The organism is Sphingobium sp. HDIP04, assembly GCF_000445085.1.
Classification (GTDB): Bacteria; Pseudomonadota; Alphaproteobacteria; order Sphingomonadales; family Sphingomonadaceae; genus Sphingobium; species Sphingobium indicum.
Window position 1 is genome coordinate 46,268 of sequence record NZ_ATDO01000057.1, and the last position, 18,976, is coordinate 65,243.

General features: G+C 65.7%; 20 protein-coding genes and 1 tRNA gene. 4 read left to right on the forward strand and 17 right to left on the reverse strand.

Annotated elements, in window-relative coordinates:
• Positions 1-58 precede the first annotated feature (58 nt).
• The 7 genes from prsR to L286_RS29870 all read right to left on the reverse strand — a co-directional run bounded on the left by prsR (position 59) and on the right by L286_RS29870 (position 7,148).
• The gene (prsR, locus tag L286_RS29840) at positions 59-1,423 is read right to left on the reverse strand and encodes a PEP-CTERM-box response regulator transcription factor (RefSeq protein WP_020821091.1); all 1,365 of its coding nucleotides are present in this window, start codon (positions 1,421-1,423) and stop codon (positions 59-61) included.
• Positions 1,423-3,492: an XrtA/PEP-CTERM system histidine kinase PrsK gene (prsK, locus tag L286_RS29845; protein ID WP_020821090.1), complete on the reverse strand. Its 2,070-nt coding sequence runs from the start codon at positions 3,490-3,492 to the stop codon at positions 1,423-1,425. Before prsK ends, prsR begins: the two co-directional genes overlap by 1 nt.
• The gene (locus tag L286_RS29850; protein ID WP_013040568.1) at positions 3,489-4,877 is read right to left on the reverse strand and encodes a TIGR03013 family XrtA/PEP-CTERM system glycosyltransferase; all 1,389 of its coding nucleotides are present in this window, start codon (positions 4,875-4,877) and stop codon (positions 3,489-3,491) included. Before L286_RS29850 ends, prsK begins: the two co-directional genes overlap by 4 nt.
• 178 nt (positions 4,878-5,055) lie before the next feature.
• Positions 5,056-5,307 (reverse strand): hypothetical protein, encoded by a 252-nt coding sequence (locus tag L286_RS29855; RefSeq protein ID WP_013040569.1) that lies wholly within the window; start codon positions 5,305-5,307, stop codon positions 5,056-5,058.
• Positions 5,308-5,355: 48 nt separating this feature from the next.
• Positions 5,356-6,012: a sigma-70 family RNA polymerase sigma factor gene (locus tag L286_RS29860; protein ID WP_007688223.1), complete on the reverse strand. Its 657-nt coding sequence runs from the start codon at positions 6,010-6,012 to the stop codon at positions 5,356-5,358.
• Between the two features lie 113 nt (positions 6,013-6,125).
• Positions 6,126-6,260 carry a hypothetical protein gene (locus tag L286_RS49515; protein WP_007688224.1) on the reverse strand — a complete coding sequence of 45 codons (135 nt, stop codon included), beginning with the start codon at positions 6,258-6,260 and terminating at the stop codon, positions 6,126-6,128.
• A 93-nt stretch (positions 6,261-6,353) separates the two neighbouring features.
• Positions 6,354-7,148, reverse strand: coding sequence for a response regulator (locus L286_RS29870; protein ID WP_007688227.1), 795 nt, complete (start codon positions 7,146-7,148; stop codon positions 6,354-6,356).
• A gap of 93 nt (positions 7,149-7,241) precedes the next feature.
• Between L286_RS29870 and L286_RS48370 the strand changes: the two genes are divergently transcribed.
• From L286_RS48370 to L286_RS29875, 3 genes are all read left to right on the forward strand, one after another.
• Positions 7,242-7,463, forward strand: a complete 222-nt coding sequence (locus tag L286_RS48370) for a hypothetical protein (RefSeq protein ID WP_125445835.1) — start codon at positions 7,242-7,244, stop codon at positions 7,461-7,463.
• Between the two features lie 36 nt (positions 7,464-7,499).
• A complete protein-coding gene (locus L286_RS49210) occupies positions 7,500-7,754 on the forward strand; it encodes a NepR family anti-sigma factor (RefSeq protein WP_125445834.1) in 255 nt (84 codons plus the stop codon).
• Between the two features lie 164 nt (positions 7,755-7,918).
• Positions 7,919-9,496: a sensor histidine kinase gene (locus tag L286_RS29875; protein WP_193746231.1), complete on the forward strand. Its 1,578-nt coding sequence runs from the start codon at positions 7,919-7,921 to the stop codon at positions 9,494-9,496.
• A gap of 46 nt (positions 9,497-9,542) precedes the next feature.
• Here the strand turns inward: L286_RS29875 and trxB are convergent, their stop codons facing one another.
• The 5 genes from trxB to L286_RS29900 all read right to left on the reverse strand — a co-directional run bounded on the left by trxB (position 9,543) and on the right by L286_RS29900 (position 14,840).
• Positions 9,543-10,505 carry a thioredoxin-disulfide reductase gene (gene trxB, locus L286_RS29880; protein ID WP_007688234.1) on the reverse strand — a complete coding sequence of 321 codons (963 nt, stop codon included), beginning with the start codon at positions 10,503-10,505 and terminating at the stop codon, positions 9,543-9,545.
• Between the two features lie 224 nt (positions 10,506-10,729).
• Entirely contained in the window at positions 10,730-11,467 is a 738-nt protein-coding gene (locus L286_RS29885; RefSeq protein WP_025160493.1) for a peptidase, read from the reverse strand.
• A gap of 24 nt (positions 11,468-11,491) precedes the next feature.
• Entirely contained in the window at positions 11,492-12,361 is an 870-nt protein-coding gene (locus L286_RS29890) for a transglutaminase family protein (protein ID WP_007688236.1), read from the reverse strand.
• A 15-nt stretch (positions 12,362-12,376) separates the two neighbouring features.
• Complete coding sequence (locus tag L286_RS29895; RefSeq protein WP_013040573.1) at positions 12,377-13,309, reverse strand: alpha-E domain-containing protein; 933 nt, start codon at positions 13,307-13,309, stop codon at positions 12,377-12,379.
• Positions 13,310-13,430: 121 nt separating this feature from the next.
• Complete coding sequence (locus tag L286_RS29900; protein WP_025160492.1) at positions 13,431-14,840, reverse strand: circularly permuted type 2 ATP-grasp protein; 1,410 nt, start codon at positions 14,838-14,840, stop codon at positions 13,431-13,433.
• 201 nt (positions 14,841-15,041) lie between these two features.
• Here L286_RS29900 and L286_RS29905 point away from each other — a divergent pair, with 201 nt between their 5' ends.
• On the forward strand, positions 15,042-15,806 hold the full coding sequence (locus L286_RS29905) for an HNH endonuclease signature motif containing protein (protein ID WP_021223160.1): 765 nt from the start codon (positions 15,042-15,044) through the stop codon (positions 15,804-15,806).
• A gap of 176 nt (positions 15,807-15,982) precedes the next feature.
• On the opposite strand, the gene L286_RS29910 is transcribed toward L286_RS29905, so the two are convergent.
• From L286_RS29910 to gspL, 5 genes are all read right to left on the reverse strand, one after another.
• A tRNA-Met gene (locus tag L286_RS29910) sits at positions 15,983-16,059 on the reverse strand.
• Positions 16,060-16,166: 107 nt separating this feature from the next.
• Positions 16,167-16,925, reverse strand: coding sequence for a prepilin peptidase (locus L286_RS29915; protein ID WP_020821083.1), 759 nt, complete (start codon positions 16,923-16,925; stop codon positions 16,167-16,169).
• Complete coding sequence (gene gspN / locus L286_RS29920) at positions 16,922-17,641, reverse strand: type II secretion system protein N (RefSeq protein WP_020821082.1); 720 nt, start codon at positions 17,639-17,641, stop codon at positions 16,922-16,924. Before gspN ends, L286_RS29915 begins: the two co-directional genes overlap by 4 nt.
• The gene (gene gspM, locus L286_RS29925; RefSeq protein WP_013040578.1) at positions 17,641-18,126 is read right to left on the reverse strand and encodes a type II secretion system protein GspM; all 486 of its coding nucleotides are present in this window, start codon (positions 18,124-18,126) and stop codon (positions 17,641-17,643) included. Before gspM ends, gspN begins: the two co-directional genes overlap by 1 nt.
• Positions 18,123-18,976, reverse strand: an 854-nt coding sequence (gene gspL, locus L286_RS29930; protein ID WP_021223161.1) for a type II secretion system protein GspL, incomplete at its 5' end; no start/stop codon positions are given. The genes gspL and gspM, both read right to left, overlap by 4 nt.

Below are 18,976 nucleotides of genomic sequence, written 5' to 3' on the forward strand. Positions count from 1 at the left end.
CCGCCTTCGGCGGCGGTCCCCCTCCCCACGCTGCGCGCAGGGAGGATTTGCTGGCAGGCTAATTCTGCATCCGATATTGCTTCAGCAGGTCGTAGAGCGTCGGACGGCTGATCCCCAACATCTTCGCCGCACCTGAGATATTGCCGTCCGTCCGCGCTATCGCCCGGCGGATGGCGCGGCGATCGGCCATTTCCCGCGCCGCCTTCAGGTTCACGACATCGCCCCCCTCGGCGCGGTCCCCGTCCAGGTCCAGATCGGCGGCGGTCACATGCTTCCCATCCGCCATGATGACGGCGCGCTTCATGCGGTTTTCCAACTCGCGCACATTGCCGGGCCAGCCCCAGGCGTCGAGCGCCGCCAGCGCGTCCGGCGCGAGGCCCTTCACCTGCGGATTCATGTCCTTGGCGAAGCGGTTGAGGAAATGCCGCGCCAGCAGCGCCGGATCGCCGGGCCGTTCCCGGAGCGCGGGAATGCGCACCACGATCTCCGCCAGCCGGTAATAGAGATCCTCCCGGAACGTGCCCGCCGCGATCATCTCCTCCAGATTCTGGTGGGTGGCGCAGACGATCCGCGTGTCGACCATTATAGGCTGGCGCCCGCCGATCCGTTCGATCACCCGATCCTGCAGGAAACGCAGCAGCTTCACCTGCAGGGCCAGCGGGATGTCGCCCACTTCGTCGAGGAACAATGTGCCGCCCTGCGCCAGTTCGATCTTGCCGGGCGTGGTCTTGACCGCGCCGGTGAACGCGCCCTTCTCATGCCCGAACAGTTCCGCCTCCAGCAGCGTTTCCGGGATCGCCGCGCAGTTGATCGCGACGAAGGCCCCTTGCCGCCTTGGGCTGGCGTCGTGCAGGCCCTGCGCCAGCAATTCCTTGCCGGTGCCGCTCGCCCCCAGCAGCAGGACGGATACGTCCGCCGCCGCCACCCGCTCTATGGTGCGGGCGACCTTCATCATCTCCGGCGCGGCGGTGATCAGCCGCCCCAGCACCCGCCCCCCTTCCGGCGCGGTTTCGGCAAGACGGGCATTTTCCCGCTCCAGCGCATGGACATGGAAGGCGCGGCGGACGATCAGCCCCAGTTCGTCGATGTCGACCGGCTTCTGGTAGAAATCATAGGCGCCGCCGGAAATGGCGTGGAGCGCGCTTTCCCGGGCTCCATGGCCGGATGCGACGATGACCTTCGTGTCCGGCTTGATGCGCAGGATTTCCTCCAGCGTGGCGAAACCCTCGCTGGTGCCGTCGGGATCGGGCGGCAGGCCCAGGTCCAGCGTCACCACGTCGGGCGCGTGCTCGCGCAGCATCTCTACCGCCTCCTCGCGGTCGCCCGCGATGAAAAGCTGATATTCCTCATAGGCCCAGCGCAACTGCCGTTGCAGGCCCGGATCGTCCTCCACGATCAGCAATTTCGGTCGCATGTCGCTCATCAGGCGGCCTTCCCCCTAAAATCCCCTAGCGCCAAAGGCAGGCGCAACGTGAACCGGCTCCCCACGCCGGGCTTGCTTTCCACATCGATCCGCCCGCCCATCGCCTGGGCCAGCGCCCGCGCCTCGTAGGCGCCGATGCCGAAGCCCCCCGCCTTGCTGGACGAAAAGGGCTTGAACAATTCGCGGCGGATGAATTCGGCGGTCATGCCCCGGCCCCGGTCGATCACCTCCAGCAGAGCGTCGGTCCCGTCGGCGGACAGGCGCAATTCCACCGGGCTGTCCGGATTGCTGGCGTCGATGGCGTTCTGGAGCAGATGGGTGACGATCTGCTCCACCCGCGCCGGATCGGCCAGCACCGGCGGCGCGTCGCCCGTGACGCCTATTGCGTGCTGGCGCGAGCGGGTTCGCGTCACCTGCTCAGCCACATCGCGCAGCGCCATGGGGCGGGGTTCCTCCGCCCGGCCCTTGTTATGCTGCGACAGGCGGGCGAGCATGTCGTTCATCTTGCCCACCGACTCTTTCAGCGTCAGCACCATGTCGGCGCGAAAGTCCGGATTGTCGGCATGCCGCTCCGCATTGCGGGCCAGCAGCGAAAGCTGGCTCACCAGATTCTTGACGTCATGGATGATGAACGCGAAACGGCGGTTGAATTCCTCGAAACGCTGGGCGTCGTCCAGCGCCTGCTGCCCCTGCGCCTCGCTCAGATAGCTGGCCGCCTGCCGTCCGGCGGCGCGCAGCATGTCGAAATCCTCCCAGTCCAGCCGCCGGTCGATGGGCGGGCGAGCCAGCAGGATCGCGCCGATCAGCCGGCCGAAATGGATCAGCGGCACCAGCGCCCAGGCGCGGCGATCGAGGCTCATCCAGCCGGGGGCGCTGATTTCCCCCGCGCCGTTGGGCGGCCGGTCGATGTCGATGATCCAGCCGCTCTGTTCGATGAGCGCGGCCAGCGGCGCGGGAACGACCGCCCCGTCGGGCCTGTCGCCCTGCCAGTTCCAATGCGTCTCGAACGCCAGCGCGCCATCCTCCGCCCGCAGCATCAGGAGGGCGGCGGGGGAATCGGTGATGTCGGCCACCGCCTTCGCCACGCGCTCTCCCAGCGGCAGGGCGTTGTCGCCGGGGCGGCCTATCGTATCGCCGAATCGCATCCATTCGGTGCGGTAATCATAGCGGTGCTGGAAAAAATGCTTGGCCACCTGCACCTTCCAGAGGGCGCGCAGCCGGCGGGAGGGCAGCAGCACCAGCGCGCTCACCGCCAGGAAGAAGACGCAGCCGATCTCGACCAGCCGGGCATAGGGACCGGCGACCAGTTCCACCAGCACCGCCGTCGCCGCCAGCACCGCGACGTAGAGCGCGATGGCGGCAAGGGAAAGCGACTGGAAGGTCAGGGCGCGCGACAATTGCAGCCGTCCCGCCATGTCGGCGCGCATGCCCGCCCCGATCACCGGCGCCAGCAGCGCCATCATCGGCCCCCTCAGCGCGTAGAGGTCGCTCGCCCGGTCGACGGCGATGGCGGCGATGGCGTAAAGATTGAGGTCATATGTCCACATCGCCGCCAGCGCGCCCAGCAGCAGCGCCACCCGCTGCCGTTCGCGCACCGGCCAACTGACGTAGAGGTGATGGACCAGCATCAGGCTGCCGATGGCGGTCATCAGGTGCAGCACCAGCGAGGCATGAAGAAGCGCGCGATGCAGGTCGCTCGATGTCGGCAATTGCCGCCAGATGAGGTCCGTGAAGGTCTGGAGCAGGATGATCCCCGCCACGGCGGCGTAGACAGATCCGATCGCCAGCAGCGATTCTCCTCGCGCAGCGCCGTTCCGCCGCAGCAGCGCGAACAGCAGCAGCAGCCAGGCGGCATTGCGGATATTCTCACCGATGCCGGTCAGCGGCTTGTCGACCCCGCCGAAGGAGACGTAGAGCGACCAGCAGGAGGTGAGCAGCAGCGCGACGGCCAGCAGGCGCTGTTCGGCGCCTTCCTCCCGGCGGCGCAGGGCGAAGATGCCGAGCGCCGCGAACAGCACGGCGGCCAGCGCATGGCCCCAGTCGCCGACGAATTGCAGCAGGCCGCTCACCGCGCCCCCTCCGGCCAGAGGATGACGCGCAGCGTCTGGATCAGGATCAGCAGGTCCAGGAAGGGCGTGTAGTTCTTGGCGTAATAAAGGTCATATTCCAGCTTGTTGCGGGCATCCTCTATCGACGCGCCATAGGGATAGTTGATCTGCGCCCAGCCGGTGATGCCGGGCTTCACCATGTGGCGCTCCGCATAATAGCGCAGATGCTGTTCCAGATCCTCGACGAACTGGCGGCGTTCGGGGCGCGGGCCGACGAAGCTCATCTCCCCCTTCAGCACCGTCCAGGTCTGCGGCAGTTCGTCGATGCGCAGCTTGCGCAGCCAATAGCCCAGGCGGGTGATGCGCGGATCGTCCTTTTCCGCCCAGACGGCCTGGCCGGTCAGTTCCGCGTCCTGCCGCATGGTGCGCAGCTTCACGATCCAGAATTCCTCGCCGTAAAGGCCGACGCGCTGCTGGCGGTAGAAGGCGGGGCCCTTGCTGTCGAGCTTCACCAGGATCGCCGCCAGCAGGATGACGGGGCCGGTCAGCAGCAGCAGGATCGAACTGGCGACGATGTCGAACAGCCGCTTGGCGATGCTGGACAGGCGGCGGCCCGCCGAAAAGCCGTCGGAGAAGATCAGCCAGCTCGGATTCACGCTGTCCAGGTCGACGCGGCCGGTCTCGCGCTCCAGGAAGGTGGAGATTTCGTTCACATGGACGCCGGTGGTCTTGATGCGCAGCAGGTCGCCCAGCGGCAGGGCGTTGCGCCGCTCCTCCAGCGCCAGCACCACCTCGCTGGCGGCCAGGCGGACCACGAAATCGGCGAGGTTGTAGATGGCGTTGCGGTTGATCGCTTCCGGGATCACCTGCGCGCCGTCGTTCATCGCGATATAGCCGACGACGAGGAAGCCGGAGCCCTTGCGCTGCTCGATCTCCCGAATGCGGTCGGCGCGATTGCCCGCGCCCAGCACGACCAGCCGCCGCTTGAACGCCTCGCCGCCCAGCATCGATCCCAGGAGGAGGCGGATCGCCAGCAGCAGGGCGATGGCCAAGCCCATGGCGTAGAGCGAATTGGACCGCCAGAGCGTGATGTCGGGCAGCAGGAAATGCATGACCGACAGGAACAGCACGCCCAGCGAGATGGCGACCAGCAGCCGCGCCAGCGCATGGCGGATGGATTGCAGCGATTCCGGGCCGTAGACGCCGACCGCGATCATGGCCGTCTGGATCGCGATGCCGAAACTGAGCAGCGGCGCGATGCGGGTCGCGATATGGTCGACCTCCATGCCGATCTGTCGGGCGCGCAGGAGCCACCCGCCCTCCGCCGCCGCCAGCAGCAGCATGAAGTCCAGCAGGCCGAGCAGCAGGACCGCATAGGGCACATAATGTTTGAACAATCTTATCATTTGTCGCGCGTTCCCGCTGCGCCCGGCGGGCAGGTTATGGCCGGATCAGCTTACAGGCGCTGTAAGGAAATCCGACACTGGCGGCAGATTGCACGACAATCGCAAAGATTTTCTGAACAGGATCGCCGGCCTGCCCACGCTCCGCCGGCATGCGGGCGGAGCGGACCGGCAAAGGCGGTCAATCATGGTTGCGAAGCGTGTCCGCCGCGCTCCTGGCGGCGTTGCCCACTATATGGGCGGCGCTGTCGAGGGAACCGGCCGCCTCCGTCAGGGCGTCGGCGCGGCGATCGTCGCGATCCTTGGTCATGTAGAAAAAGCCGATCGCCAGCAGCAGCGCCATGGCCACCAGCAGGAATATGATCAGGCTGCCCCGCGACCGACCCGGCAGGGGAGCCGGCTCGAAGGGTTCGTCCTTACGACCTTCGTCCATTCTCCTTCTCCCGATCCTCGTATCCCGAGGCGGAGAGCATAGCACAGATCAGTCCGGGTCGGAGTCGGTATCTTCGCCTGCTTCCCTGGCCTCCCGGCCGCGGCTCAGCCGGTCGACATCGTCCATGATCTCGTCCAGCACGGCCGCGTCGCTGCTTTCCTGGCTGCGCCGGGACGGCAGGTCGCCATTTTCCAATATCTGCTCCAGCGCGGCGCGACCCCTGGCGACGCGGCTCTTGATGGTGCCGACGGCGACGCCGCAGATTTCGGCCGCTTCCTCATAGGCGAAGCCGCCCGCGCCGACCAGGATCAACGCTTCCCGCTGGGGCTGGGGCAATTGCAGCAATGCGCGCTGCATGTCCGACAGCTCGACATGCTTGTCCTGCCCGGCGGGCGCCGCGAGCAGGCGATCGGCCGCCAGATCGTCCCAATCGCCGCGAAAGCGGGATCGGCGCATCTGCGAGAGATAATGATTGCGCAGGATGATGAAGGTCCAGGCGCGCATGTTGGTGCCCGCCTGGAAACGGCTGCGCGCCGCCCACGCCTTCAGCAGCGTTTCCTGCACCAGGTCGTCCGCGACGTCGCGATTGCCCGACAGGGACCGGCCGAAGGCGCGGAGATGGGGAATGACCGCAGCCAGTTCCCGCTTGAAATCCGCGTCGGACAGCGTTTCGCGTTCAACATCCTGGCCCACGCCGTCGCTCATGGTAACAACCCCTTCACCGGCTGTCGCCCTCGCTGCATGAACGGAAGTCGTCAAAGCCATATGTGCGTCCGCATCCCAATCTTTTTCTTCTCAAGGACCAATTGCCGCAGCATTCAATAGCCCCATAATATCACAATCATCACGATGATCGCGAGCGTCAGTGAAACGCCGAGCACGTAACGCACGACATGCGGGGTGGAGCCTGCCCGGGCTTCTTCCGTCGCAATATGCCGTTCCCGTTCGACCATGGGGTCTCTCCCGATCGTTACGCATCAATAACGCGAGTCGCGGACCGGGGTTCCCCCCTCTCCAGCCTAATTTTCGAACACCGGGATCGGCGGTCAGGCCGGGGCGGTCGCTTCGTCGAAGAACAGCGCCTGCGAGATCGCGGCCTTGACGGTCGAACGCTGGAAGGGCTTGGTGATGAGGAAGGTCGGCTCCGGCCGCTCGCCCGTCAGCAGGCGTTCGGGGAAGGCGGTGATGAAGATCACCGGCACGGAGAATTCGGCAAGTATGTCCTTCACCGCGTCGATGCCGCTGGAATCGTCGGCAAGCTGGATGTCGGCCAGCACCAGGCCGGGCCGTTCCGCCATGGCTTCGCGCACCGCATCCTCCCGCGTGACGGCGATGGCGGTCACTTCATGGCCCAGGTCGCGGACAATGGTCTCTATGTCCATCGCGATGATCGGCTCATCCTCTATGATCAGCACCTTGGCGCGGGTCTGCGCCTCGATCTCGGTCAGCGCTTCCTTGACCAGCGCCTCGACATCGTCGCTGTCCAGGCCGATCAGGTAACCGACATCGTCGACCGTGAATCCCTCCAGCGCGGTCAGCAGCAGCGCCTGGCGCGGCAGCGGCGTCAGGCGGGCGAGTCGCGCCTGGGCGATCGCCTCCTGCCCGTCGGCGCCGGTCAGCACCGGCACGTCCTCCAGGTGGGAGGAGGACCAGATGGCATGGAAGGTCTTGTAGAGGCCGAGGCGGGGATCGACGTCCGAGGGAAATTCGTCGGGCGCCGCCACGATCGCCTCCAGCGTGGCGCGCACATAAGCGTCGCCATGCGCCTGGCTGCCCGTCAACGCGCGCGCATAACGCCGCAAGAAAGGAAGGTGGGGGTGCAGTTGCTGACCAAGCGACATCTGTAAAACTTCTCCCAGCCCATCGGGCGCCTTGTCCTGAGTTAAGGCGGCGCCTTAACAAAATTTCGAAACATTCGCCGGACAGGAGGATGGATGGACGATGCCGATGTGGCAAGCCCCCTTAACCCCCTGTCGGAATGGAAATGCGTCCGGCATCAGCGCCCGCATCGCCTCCATCCTAACCACCGAACTTGCGCGGCGGGCAAAAAATGCTTCGGCATGGGAACCAACAACCCAACGATTTGTTTCACTGCCGTTCGGTTTTTTCGAGAATCTTTGGAATTTTGTGTTTTGATTTCCCAGACGCTGAATTGACGTCACCAGGGGAAAGCCGCAAAAGAGCAGGCTGGCATGACATTGATGGCTGCAGAGGGACGTGTTTTGGTTGCTTCAACGACGGAACGGGACGTGACGGGAGGGCACAGGAAAGATGTCGGCACCAGCACTCCGGATTCTGGCGTGAAGGGCGGCGCCGCCCGCAAGAAACGCGCGGCGGCCGCGAAAGATGACGGGCAGGTCGCCAATGCGTTGCGATCCGTCTACCAGCGCGCGGTCGATGAGGATATTCCCGCGGAAATGCTCGACCTTCTCAGCAAGCTCGACTGACTCTCCCTGATCGGCCGGACCGGGGGGAGCCGGAAACAAGCGGAGGGGACATGGCGCATCTGGTAAATTCCGGCCGGCGAGCGACGCCCTCCCCCACAGATCGGCGTTCGATGTTCAGCGTCAGCTAGATGGACACAAGTTCTCCACCGCCGCCCGCCGCGGACATGCCTCCCTCGGTGACCGCTTCCCTGCTTCGGAAATTGAACGCGGTTTCGCATTCCACCGGCGTCAAGATGTTCCTCATCCTGACGCTGGCGCTGCTGCCGCTCGGCCTGATCGCCCTGGCCGCCTCGCTCCAGGCGATCCGCACCACCGATCTGGAAAAGGAAGCGCTGCTGCGCGTCGCGGTGACGCAAAGCGCGCGGAAATTGTCCGCCGATCTCGCGTCCGACCGAACGGCGTTGCTGCTGACGGCCAATGCCTTTGCGACGTCGGGCGCCGATCCGGCAATGTGCGCGCGCCTTTCGGTATTCCTGGCCTCTCATGATCGCGGCGGGGGCCGTTATTATATCCACGACCGATCGGGCCGGCGGCTGTGCGGATCACCCCTGCCGGAGCCGGCGGGCCTTTCCCTGTCGGACCGTTTCGACGATGCCGCCGCGCAACTGCTGCCGGACTCGCCCTATCTCGTCAGCCGGGCAAGGAGCGCCAATGGCGCGGTGGTCGCCATCGCTTATTATTCCCGCGGCTATCTGGAGGCGATGACCAACCCGGCGGGCAGCTCGCAGAACCGGCAGATCAGCCTGCACCAGGGGCGGCGCAGCCTGCTCATCACCCGCCCGGCCAGCTTTGCGGGAGGGCACAGCACGACGCTTTCCGCGCGGCTCGACCCGCCCGACATCGTCCTTACCATGACGGTGCGCGATCCGCCGGTCACCATCGCGCGCATGTTGTCGCTGTTCCTGCCGCTGGTGATGTGGTTCGCTGCGGCGGCCATCGGCTGGTTCGTCGTCAACCGCCTGCTGATACGGCCTCTGGTGCTGCTGCGCCGCACGGTGGCGGCCTATCAGCCCGGCGAGGTGCTGGAACCGATGCGGCGCATCCGCACACCGGCGCAGGAGATCGTGGCGCTGGGCAACACCTTCCGCGAAATCAGCGAGGATGTCGCCACCCATGAGGCGGAGATGGCGGAGAGCCTGGAAACCCAGCGCAAGCTGACGCGGGAGGTGCATCACCGGGTCAAGAACAACCTCCAGATCATCGCCAGCCTGATCAACCTGCATGCGCGATCGGCCCATGACGCCGAAGCGGTCGAGGCCTATGCGACGATCCAGCGGCGGGTCGACGCGCTGTCGGTCGTCCATCGCAACCATTATGCCGAGCTGGAGGAGCATCGCGGCGCCGGGGTGCGGTCGCTGATCAGCGAATTGTCGGCCAGCCTGCGTGGCACCGCCCCGGCCGAAGCGCGACGCTTCGGCATCCAGATCGACAGCGACAACCTGCACATCAGCCAGGATGTCGCGGTGCCGGTCGCCTTCCTGCTGACCGAGCTGGTGGAACTCGCCATGCTGTCCAATCCCCGCACGGCGATGCGCATATCCGTGCAATTGGAACCGGGACGCACCGACCGGGCGGTGCTCCACATCCTTTCGCCGGCGCTGCGCGGATCGCCGGACATGACCGCGCGGCTGGAGGAACGCTATGGGCGAGTCCTGACCGGCCTGTCGCGCCAATTACGCGCCCCGCTGGACCATGATCCGGAGACAGGGGATTATGCGATCGTGATCACGGTGCTGGAATAGGCTCTTGGCGCGTGGGGATGGGCCGCCATTCGCCCGTCCAGCCCCGTCATTCGGCCGCGACAGCCTCAAAATCGGCTTCGGCCAGGAACTTTTCCACGTCCAGCGCAGCCATGCAGCCCATGCCGGCGGCGGTCACGGCCTGGCGATAGACCTTGTCGCTGACGTCGCCTGCCGCGAACACGCCGGGAATGGCGGTCTTCGTCGTGCCCTTTTCCACCAGCAGATAGCCTTCGTCCATCGGCAGCTTGTCGACGAACAGTTCCGTCGCGGGCTGGTGGCCGATGGCGACGAAAGCGCCGTCCGTCGCGATATGCGACTTGTGGCCCGTCACCGTGTCGACCAGGTCGACGCCCACCAGCCCTTCCGGATTGCCGCCGCCGACGAAGCGCTCCACCGCCTGGTTCCACAGCACCCTGATGTTCGGATGCGCGAACAGCCGCTGCTGCAGGATCTTTTCCGCCCGCAGCGAATCGCGGCGGTGGATCAGCGTGACGTCATGGCTGTGGTTGGTGAGGTAGAGCGCTTCCTCGACCGCGGTATTGCCGCCGCCGATCACCACCACCTTCTTGCCGCGATAGAAGAAGCCGTCGCAGGTCGCGCAGGCCGAAACGCCCTTGCCTTGCAACAACTGCTCGCCCTCCGCGCCCAGCCATTTGGCCTGCGCACCCGTCGCGATCACCAGGCTGTCGGCATAGTAGAGCGTGCCGCTGTCGCCCTTCAGGCGGAAGGGGCGTTCGCTAAGGTCCACGTCGACGATCTGGTCGTACATCATCTGCGCGCCGACATGTTCGGCCTGCGCCTGCATCTGCTCCATCAGCCAGGGCCCCTGGATGACGTCGCGGAAGCCGGGATAATTTTCGACATCGGTGGTGATGGTCAACTGCCCGCCCGGCTGCATGCCCTGCACCACGATCGGCGCCAGGCCCGCGCGCGCGCCGTAGATGGCGGCGGACAGGCCCGCTGGGCCGGAACCGAGGATCAGCATGCGGGTCGAATGAGTGGCGGTCATGAAGGTCTTTCCGGCTGCGATTCGTCTGTCGGGATGAGATAGGCCAAGCAGGCTGGCGCGCAAGCGATGGATTTGCTTGAAGGGCTGGAAGCTGAGCCTCTTCGCCTCCCCTCCCCCGCTGTCGTCGTCCCAGCGTGGGCTGGGATCTTGTGGGGCTGTGCTGTGCCTTATGGCCTGAGATCCCAGCTTTCGCTGGGATGACGGAAAGGGGCTGGTGGGGCTATTTAATCGAGGACGTTGGGCAAATCCTCGAACCCCTTGCGCAGCGCGGCCGACCAACTGTGGGAGAGAAGCTGGAACTCCTCATTGTCGGCCTCTATCCGGGTGCGCACGCGGAAGTCGAAGGCGTCCCGCTCGATCACCGTCAGGTCCAGCGGCATCCCCACCGACAGGTTGGAGCGAAGCGTCGAATCCATCGACACCAGCACCGCCTTGGTCGCATCCTCCAGGCTGGTTTCGCGCTTGATGATGCGATCGAGGATGGGCTTGCCATATTTATGCTCGCCGATCTGGAAGAAGGGCGTGTCCTCCGTCGCCTCGATGAAATTGCCGGCCGAATAGATGAGGTAGAGGCGCGGCTTGCCACCCCTGCGCTGGCCGGCGATCAGGATGGAGGCGTCCGCCGCCGCCCCCTGCATTTCTATGGTGCTGCGATAGCGGCCCTGCATGGTGCACATCGCCTCTCCCACGATCTGCGCGACGCGGTGCATGGTGGGACAGTTGAGGATCGTCTCCACATCCGGGTCGAGCGCCGAATCCTTGATGGCCCGGCCCAGCATCGCCTTCACCCCCTGGGTGATCGACAGATTGCCCGAGCACATCATGGTGATCGCCCGCTCGCCCGGCACGCTGTAGGTGAAGCTCTTGCGGAAGCGGGCGATATTATCCATCCCCGCATTGGTGCGGGTGTCGGACAGCATGACCAGCCCCTGGTCCACGCGCACCGCCACACAATAAGTCATGGCCCCAAGGGCTCCTATCGTCGTTCAACCCTGCGTGGTGGTCTGCGCGCCCTGTTGCTGCTGCCGCTGGAGCTGCCGCTCCTCCACCCCGTCCTCCGCCTGCGCGATCCGGACGTCCGCGTCAATCCAGATATCGCCCGCCACGGTCACGGAACCGCGTATCGGCGCGGCCTCATCCGCATCCAGCCCGCAAGCGAGGCGCAGGTAGCGCTCCGTCACGCAGACGCGGTTGGAAGGGTCGAAACCCACCCATCCCAGTTCGGGCACCAACGCCTCCGCCCAGCCATGGGTTTCGTGCAGCACGTCGCCCTCGTCGGCCAGCAGATAGCCGGACACGTAGCGCGCCGGAATGCCCATGGCCCGCGCCCCGGCGATGAACACCTGCGCATGGTCCTGGCAGACCCCGGCGCCCAGCGCGAAGGCCTCCGCCGCCGTGGTGTCAGCGCTCGTCACGCCCGCGCGATAGGCCACGGCATCGCTGACGGCGGTCGACAGGGCGTGCAGCCGGGCCAGCGGCCCGTCTTCGTCGGGAAGGGCCAACGCCATCGCCCGGATTTCCGGCGACGCCTGGGTCAGCCGCGTATCCCGCAGGAAATAGCGCGGGTTCACCGGGCAGCCCAGCCAGCCGAGCACGCCATGGCTCTCCTGCGTCTCGACCAGCCCTTCGGCGACGATCACGGCATTGTCGGTGCGGTCGTGCCGGACCCAGATCGCCTCCATCTCGCCATAGCTGTTGGGACGGAAGCCGGTCAGCGGCTCGCCATTGACGCTGACCTGCCAGTCCAGCACCTTCTGGCTGGGCGTGTCGACCGGCATCAGCTTCAGCCGCATCGCCACCCGCCCGGCGGCGGCCTCATAACGATAGATGGTCTGGTGACGGACGAGCAGTTTCACCGCGTCCCCTCCCCCTCATCCGAAATGATAGGCCTGGGCGATCTCCACGCCCAGCCGGTTGGTGCTCATCAGGCCGTTCTGGACCGTTTCGTGCAACCCCGCGCGGAAGATTTCGCCGCTATCCAGCTTCTCCAGGTCGGCCACCATTTCGCGCACGGTATCGTGGCAGGCGGCCCGCGCATCGTGCCACCCCGCAAGGCGGTTCAACCGATAGGCAAGCTGGTCGTAGCAATAGGCGACGCTGCGCGGGAACAGCCGGTTCAGCATCAGGAAATCCGTGATCTGCCAGGGCGTGTAGGTGCCGCCATAGACATGATGGAACGCCCGCGCGCCCGACAGAGCGTACAGCACCGACGTCCATTGATAATGGTCGCGATTGCCGCCCACCACCTCGGTCTCCGGCAGCAGCACATAATATTTGATGTCCAACAGGCGCAGCGTCATCTGCGCCCGCTCCAGCGCCGATCCGGCGCGCAGGAAATCATGCCCCTCATTGCGGAGCTGGCCGGAATGGGCCGCGCCGCGGAAGGTCATCACCCGCGTCTTCACCCAGTCGATCAGCGCGGGAAGCTGCTGCCGCGCTTCGGCCACGTCGTAGCTGTCGAGCTTGCGCCAGCCCTCATTCAGCGCCTCCCACATGTCCTGCGTCAGCATGGTGCGGGCCGACTTGGCGTTGGCGCGGGCCTTCAGCAGGCTGGAACGGATGGAGGAGGGATTGTCGAGGTCGAGCATCAGGAAAGCGATGGCGTCGCTCTCCGTCACCTGGGCGCCTTCGGGGAAATGGTTGAGCGCTCCGGTGGCCCGCACCACCGATCGCCATTCATCGCGATGATGCGCGCCGGGCAGGATCGCCATGCGCTGGCCCATGGTCAGCAGGCGGGCCGTGGCCTCCGCCCGCTCCATGTAGCGCGCCATCCAGAAGAGATTTTCGGCGGTGCGGCTCAGCATGGGCGGGCCTCCGCCATCCCGGCAAAAGCTGGGATCTCAGGCGAGAAGGCACAGCATATCCGCACGAAATCCCAGTTTTCGCTGGGATGACGAATAAGGAAAAGGGACAGGTCCACGATCATCAATCCTGCAAAACCCAGGTGTCCTTCACCCCGCCGCCCTGGCTGGAGTTCACGACGAGCGATCCTTCGGTCAGCGCCACGCGGGTGAGGCCGCCGGGCACCAGCCTGATCTGCTTGCCCACCAGGCAATAGGGACGGAAATCCGCGTGGCGCCCGACCACCGCCGCCGGGCCGAGCGTGGGAACCGTCGACAGGTCCAAGGTCGGCTGGGCGATGAATTCGCCGGGATTGGCCCGGATGCGGTCGGCATAGGCGGCGATCTCGTCCTTGGTCGATTTCGGCCCGATCAGCATGCCGTAACCGCCCGACCCATGGACTTCCTTCGCCACCAGTTCGTGCAGATTTTCCAGCACATAGGCGCATTCGTCCGGCTTGCTGCATTGCCAGGTCTGGATATTGTCCAGGATCGGCTGCTCGCCGAGGTAGAAGCGGATCATCTCCGGCACATAGATGTACACGGCCTTGTCGTCCGCGATGCCCGATCCCGGCGCGGACGCAAGCGTCACCCCGCCATTGCGATAGACGTTGAAGATGCCCGGCACGCCCAGCAGGCTGTCGGGCCGGAACACCAGCGGATCGATATATTCATCGTCGATGCGCCGGTAGATGACGTCGACCGCCTTCGGCCCCAGCGTGGTCTTCATCCACACCCGATCGTCATCGACGAACAGGTCCGCCGGCTCCACAAGCTCCACGCCCATCAGGTCGGCGAGAAAGCTGTGCTCGTAATAAGCGCTGTTGAGCGAGCCGGGCGTCAGCACCACCACCACCGGATCGCCCTTGCAGGCCGGGGGCGCGACCTCCTTCAGGCTTTTCAGCAATTCCGCCGGATAATCGTCGACCGGCGCGACCACCCCCTGCGCGAACAGTTCCGGGAACATGCGGGTCATGATCTCGCGATTTTCGAGCATGTAGGAGACGCCGGAGGGGGTGCGGCAATTATCCTCCAGCACCTCGAACCGGGTCGGCCCGGTGCGGACGATGTCGATGCCGACGATATGGCTGTAGACCTTCCCCGGCGGGGTGAAGTCGGCCATTTCGGCCAAATAGGCGCTGTTCCGGTAGATGATGTCGGCGGGCATGATCCCCGCCTTCACGATTTCGCCGCGATGATAGACGTCGTGCAGGAAGGCGTTAAGCGCGCGCGCCCGCTGGCGGATGCCCTTGTCCAGCACGCGCCATTCCTGGCCGGTGAAGATGCGCGGCAGCAGGTCGAAGGGGATCAGCCGTTCCGGATCGCCGCCCTCGCCATAGACGGCGAAGGTGATGCCGATGCGCCGGAAGATCGCCTCCGCCTCATCCATCCGACGATTGAGCCCGGCAATACCCGTCCGCTCCACCCAGTTCTGCACTTCCGCGTAACAGGGGCGTATCGAACCGTCCGGCTCAAACATTTCGTGGAAGGGCAAAGTGTCGATCCTCCCTCAGCCGGCATTCGGCTAGTTGTGCATTGCAACATTAGTGCAACAGGAAGGAACGAATGCAAGCGGAAAATCCGCCTATGCCTAACAGGAAGGAAAGGATGGTAGCGGATGAACGCTACCGCCTCGACAGTCTGCTGAAGCAGTTCAGGGTTTGAACGGCGCCATTTCGAACTGTAAGTGGAACCTATGGAGGAAAAATCGACCGCCCTAGCGCGCTACAGCAGGCCCGCCCTGCCGCAGTCAGTATCACGTCAGCTTCGCCAAGAAGCGGGCTTTGGATGCGCGAAGTGCGGGCACCCATATATCGAGTATCACCACATTATACCCTTCGTGGAAGAGAAGCATTTCAGACCAGAGGATATGATCGCTCTGTGCGGCAACTGTCATCCGTCCGTAGGGAAGCAGGGACGTGACCGGCAGTACAAGCTTAAGGCGTCGCCCCATAACAAAAAGACCGGACGATTCAGCGGCGCTTTGGAGTTCGATAAACGTGACCTGATATTCAAAGTAGGGGGAAGTTGGTATGAGAACATTCAAAATATTATCCAACTGCATGACACCCCCATCATCAAGTGTCGTATTGAAGATGGGCAGGCGTTGGTATCGATATGCATCATGGATAGCCAATTTCGACCGCTTCTCAGTATCGAAGACAATCAGGTCAGCTTTCGCGTAAGCGACATTTGGGATTTCAGCTATCAGCACAACGTCGCAGTAGTTCGTTACGGCAAAGGGAAGATTGCGCTCAAGATCGACTTCCGGGGGCCAGAGGCGACGATCGAGGGCACGCTCAATGTCGGCAACCGGATCATGATCCTTGGAGCTGATGAAGCGCAGATACCTGGCGGGGCGACCATTCGGGGCATGCGAGTCTCGAATGGCTTCACGGGGATTCAGCTAGGCGATCCCGATTTTCCTCTGCCCAAATATTCCGCATGGCCCAGATTGTAACCGGGAGCGTCCTTTGAATAGAAAGCCACGCTTTAGCCTTCAAAGCATTGTTCATTGATGACCCGAGAGCGGATAGGATCGGCCATTCGCGGCCTCTATCCGCATAAGGATTGAAGCCGCCAGTTTACATTTAATTGTAAACTGCCCCGGTTGACCAGCGCTAAGTGCTTGAAAAATGGTAGCGGAGGAGGGACTTGAACCCCCGACACGCGGATTATGATTCCGCTGCTCTAACCAGCTGAGCTACTCCGCCCCATGGGCCGTCCGCCGGGCCGTGCCCTGCGGTGAGGCGGCGCTATAAGCAGAGCGCGCTGATGGGTCAACGGGGTTTCACCGCATCGTGAAATTTCTCTGGCCGCGTCATCCGCCGCCGGTGAGGATCGCGGCGAGCCACCATCCCGGCACTGCGGCGATGGCGAGGAAGGCGCCCAGCGGCACCCGCGTCGTGCCATCGACCCGCCTGCCCGTCGCCATGACGGCGACGACCGACAGCAGCCCCACGGTCGCCGCCAGCAGCAGGATGAAGGGCAAGGCCTGCCAGCCGAACCAGGCGCCGAGCGCGCCCAGCAGCTTGGCGTCGCCCAGGCCCAGCCCGTCCCGCCTCCGCGTCCGCCGATAGCCGAGCGCGATCAGCAGCAGCGCGAGGTAGCCGGCCAGCGCGCCGATCGCCCGATCCGCCATCGTCGCTTCGGTGGCCCAAGGACCAAGGGTGAAGCCCAGAAAGGCCAATGGCAGGGTCAGCGCGTCGGGCAGCCAGAAATGCCGCCTGTCGAGCACCGCCAGCGTCAGGAGCAGCCAGCCCAGCAGAGCCCATCCAACCCCGCCCGGATCGGGCGCAAACCCCAGCGCAAGCGCGCCGATGATCGCGCATCCCGCCTCCACCCGTCCATGCAGCGGATCGATGGGCGCGCCGCAGGTCCGGCACCGCCCCCGCTGAATCAGCGCGCTCAGCATCGGCACCAGATCGACTGCGCCAAGCACGCGCCCGCAGCCGTCGCAGGCCGACCGGCCGCGCAGCACGCTCCGGCCCCTGGGCCAGCGCAGGATGATCGTGGCCAGGAAGCTCCCGGCTATGGCTCCGGCTGTCGCGCCCAGCAGGGCGGGAAGGGCCTGGATCACAGCGTCCCTTCGATCTTCAGCACGCGCGCGCCCCCGGCTTCTGCAAAGCCCGCCTTGGCCAATGCCTCGCCCAGGGCGGCGTCGGCGGTTTCCACCCGCATTTCCGCCTGATAGCGACCCGATCGCCAGATGCGCAGATCAAGCTTTTCCAGTCCCGACTGGCTGACCAGCGGCAACAGCAGCGCTTCGCCGTCGCAACTGGCCACGCCCGAAAGGCCCTGCGACAGATTGAGGCCCGGAAACTGCCCCGCCATTCGCGCCCGCACCCGCCCCTCTGCATGGCCGCAGCGGTCGCCGGAGAACCAGGCCGACACATCCTCCATGACAAGGCTGCTGAGCGGCAGCGGCGCGAAGGTCCGGCCCAGCGGCACTGCGCCCGTCACATCGTCAATACCCATGCGCCCGAAGCCGACGGTCAGCGCGCCGCCCAGATCGTCCGCCGCGCCGTTGCGGCGCCAGACGTCGAACCGCGCCCGTCCCGCCAGCAACGACAGGGGCGACAGGCCGGCATGGACCGACCCCAGCGGCACCGTGCCCAGCATCAGCCGGTCGATCCCGCCGCTCCACACCGTGCCGCGCACCTCCCGCGCCGCCACGCCCAGCCGCTCCAGCCCCGCCATGCCGAGCGCGATGCGCATCGGCAGGAAGATGACGAAGCCCATCGCGAACAGGGCGATGATCGCGATGCGCGTCCGTCGCGAAAGGCCAAGCCCCATCACCGCTCGCCCCGCACCAGCACGGCCTGCACCGATACGCTGCCCGCCGTCGCCGCCGGCCGCGCACTCATCGTTTCGACCCGGATGCCCTGCCCTTCCAATGCGGCAAGCCATGACAGCAGCGCGACCGGCCGGACGGAGGCCATCGCCATGTCGATCCGGTCCGCGCCCTGCGCCTGCGCGCGTTCCAGCGTCAGCCCGGCCTCGCCAGCGCTCTGGCCGATGAACTGCTCCAGCGGCACGCCCGCATCGACCGTCGCCGTCGTGCGCGGCAGGGATTTCAGCAGCGTCACCTTGGCGCGGATCGCGGCGTTGCGGTCCGTCGCCTCCCGCAACGCGTCCCCTGCCGAACGCTGGGCCGCGTCCAGCGGCCGCGCCACGCCCAGCCACAGGATCACCACCGCCAGCAGCGCGAACATCACGCCCAGCATCCATTGTTCGCGGGGGCTTCGTTCGCCCCATAATGCCTGCAACCGTTCCATCATGACCGCACCGTGATGTCCGCCAGCATCCGCCCGCCGGGATCCTGCGAAGGCGTCGCCGTGATCGTGAAGCCCGCCGCCTGCAACGCCAGCAGCACGCTGTTGATGTCATCTCCCTTCGCCGCCGCCAGCGTGGCGCGGATCATTCCGTCGGGATCGCGCGACAGCGCCGTCAGCGATACGCCCGGCACATCCTGCATCGCGCTCAACAGGCCGGAAACGGGCGCGGTGAAGGCATAGCCGCCCGCCCCCCGCGCCGCGAGCCGGCGGTCCATCTCCACCTCCGCCTGGAGGAGGTCGTTCGCCCCCGGCACCACCTGCCGCGCCAGGGCCAGGCTTTCCGCGTCCAGCCCGCTCGCCGCGAAATGCCGTTTGGCAAGGCCGACCAGGGCGATGGACAGGCTGACGAGCAGGATGAGGGCGCTCCACAGCGCGATGCGAGCCATGGTCCGCTTGTCGAAGGACCGCCGCACCCGCTTGGCGAAGTCGCCCTGCCGCAGGTCGAGCGGCGGCCGGTCCAGCGCGGCGATCGCCCGCGCATCGATCTGCCCTGCGGGGACGTCCCGCACCACGGCATCGCCGACCAGTTCCGGCAGGGCCAGGTCGCCCGCCAGCGCCAGATCGGCCCCCCGCAGCACCGCTTCGCCGCCGATCACGCCGCGCTCGAACCCCTCCTGCGGTTCGGGCAGCAGCAGCGGGGCAGGCACGATGATGTCGGGGTCCAGACCATGATGCTGCGCCCAGAGCAGCCAGTGCTGCATGTCCGCCCGCGCCGCCACGGCGACGCAATGCGGCCGCGCCGGATCGTCATTCTCGTCCGCCGCGGCGAAAAGCTGGTCCGCCGGCGCGATCC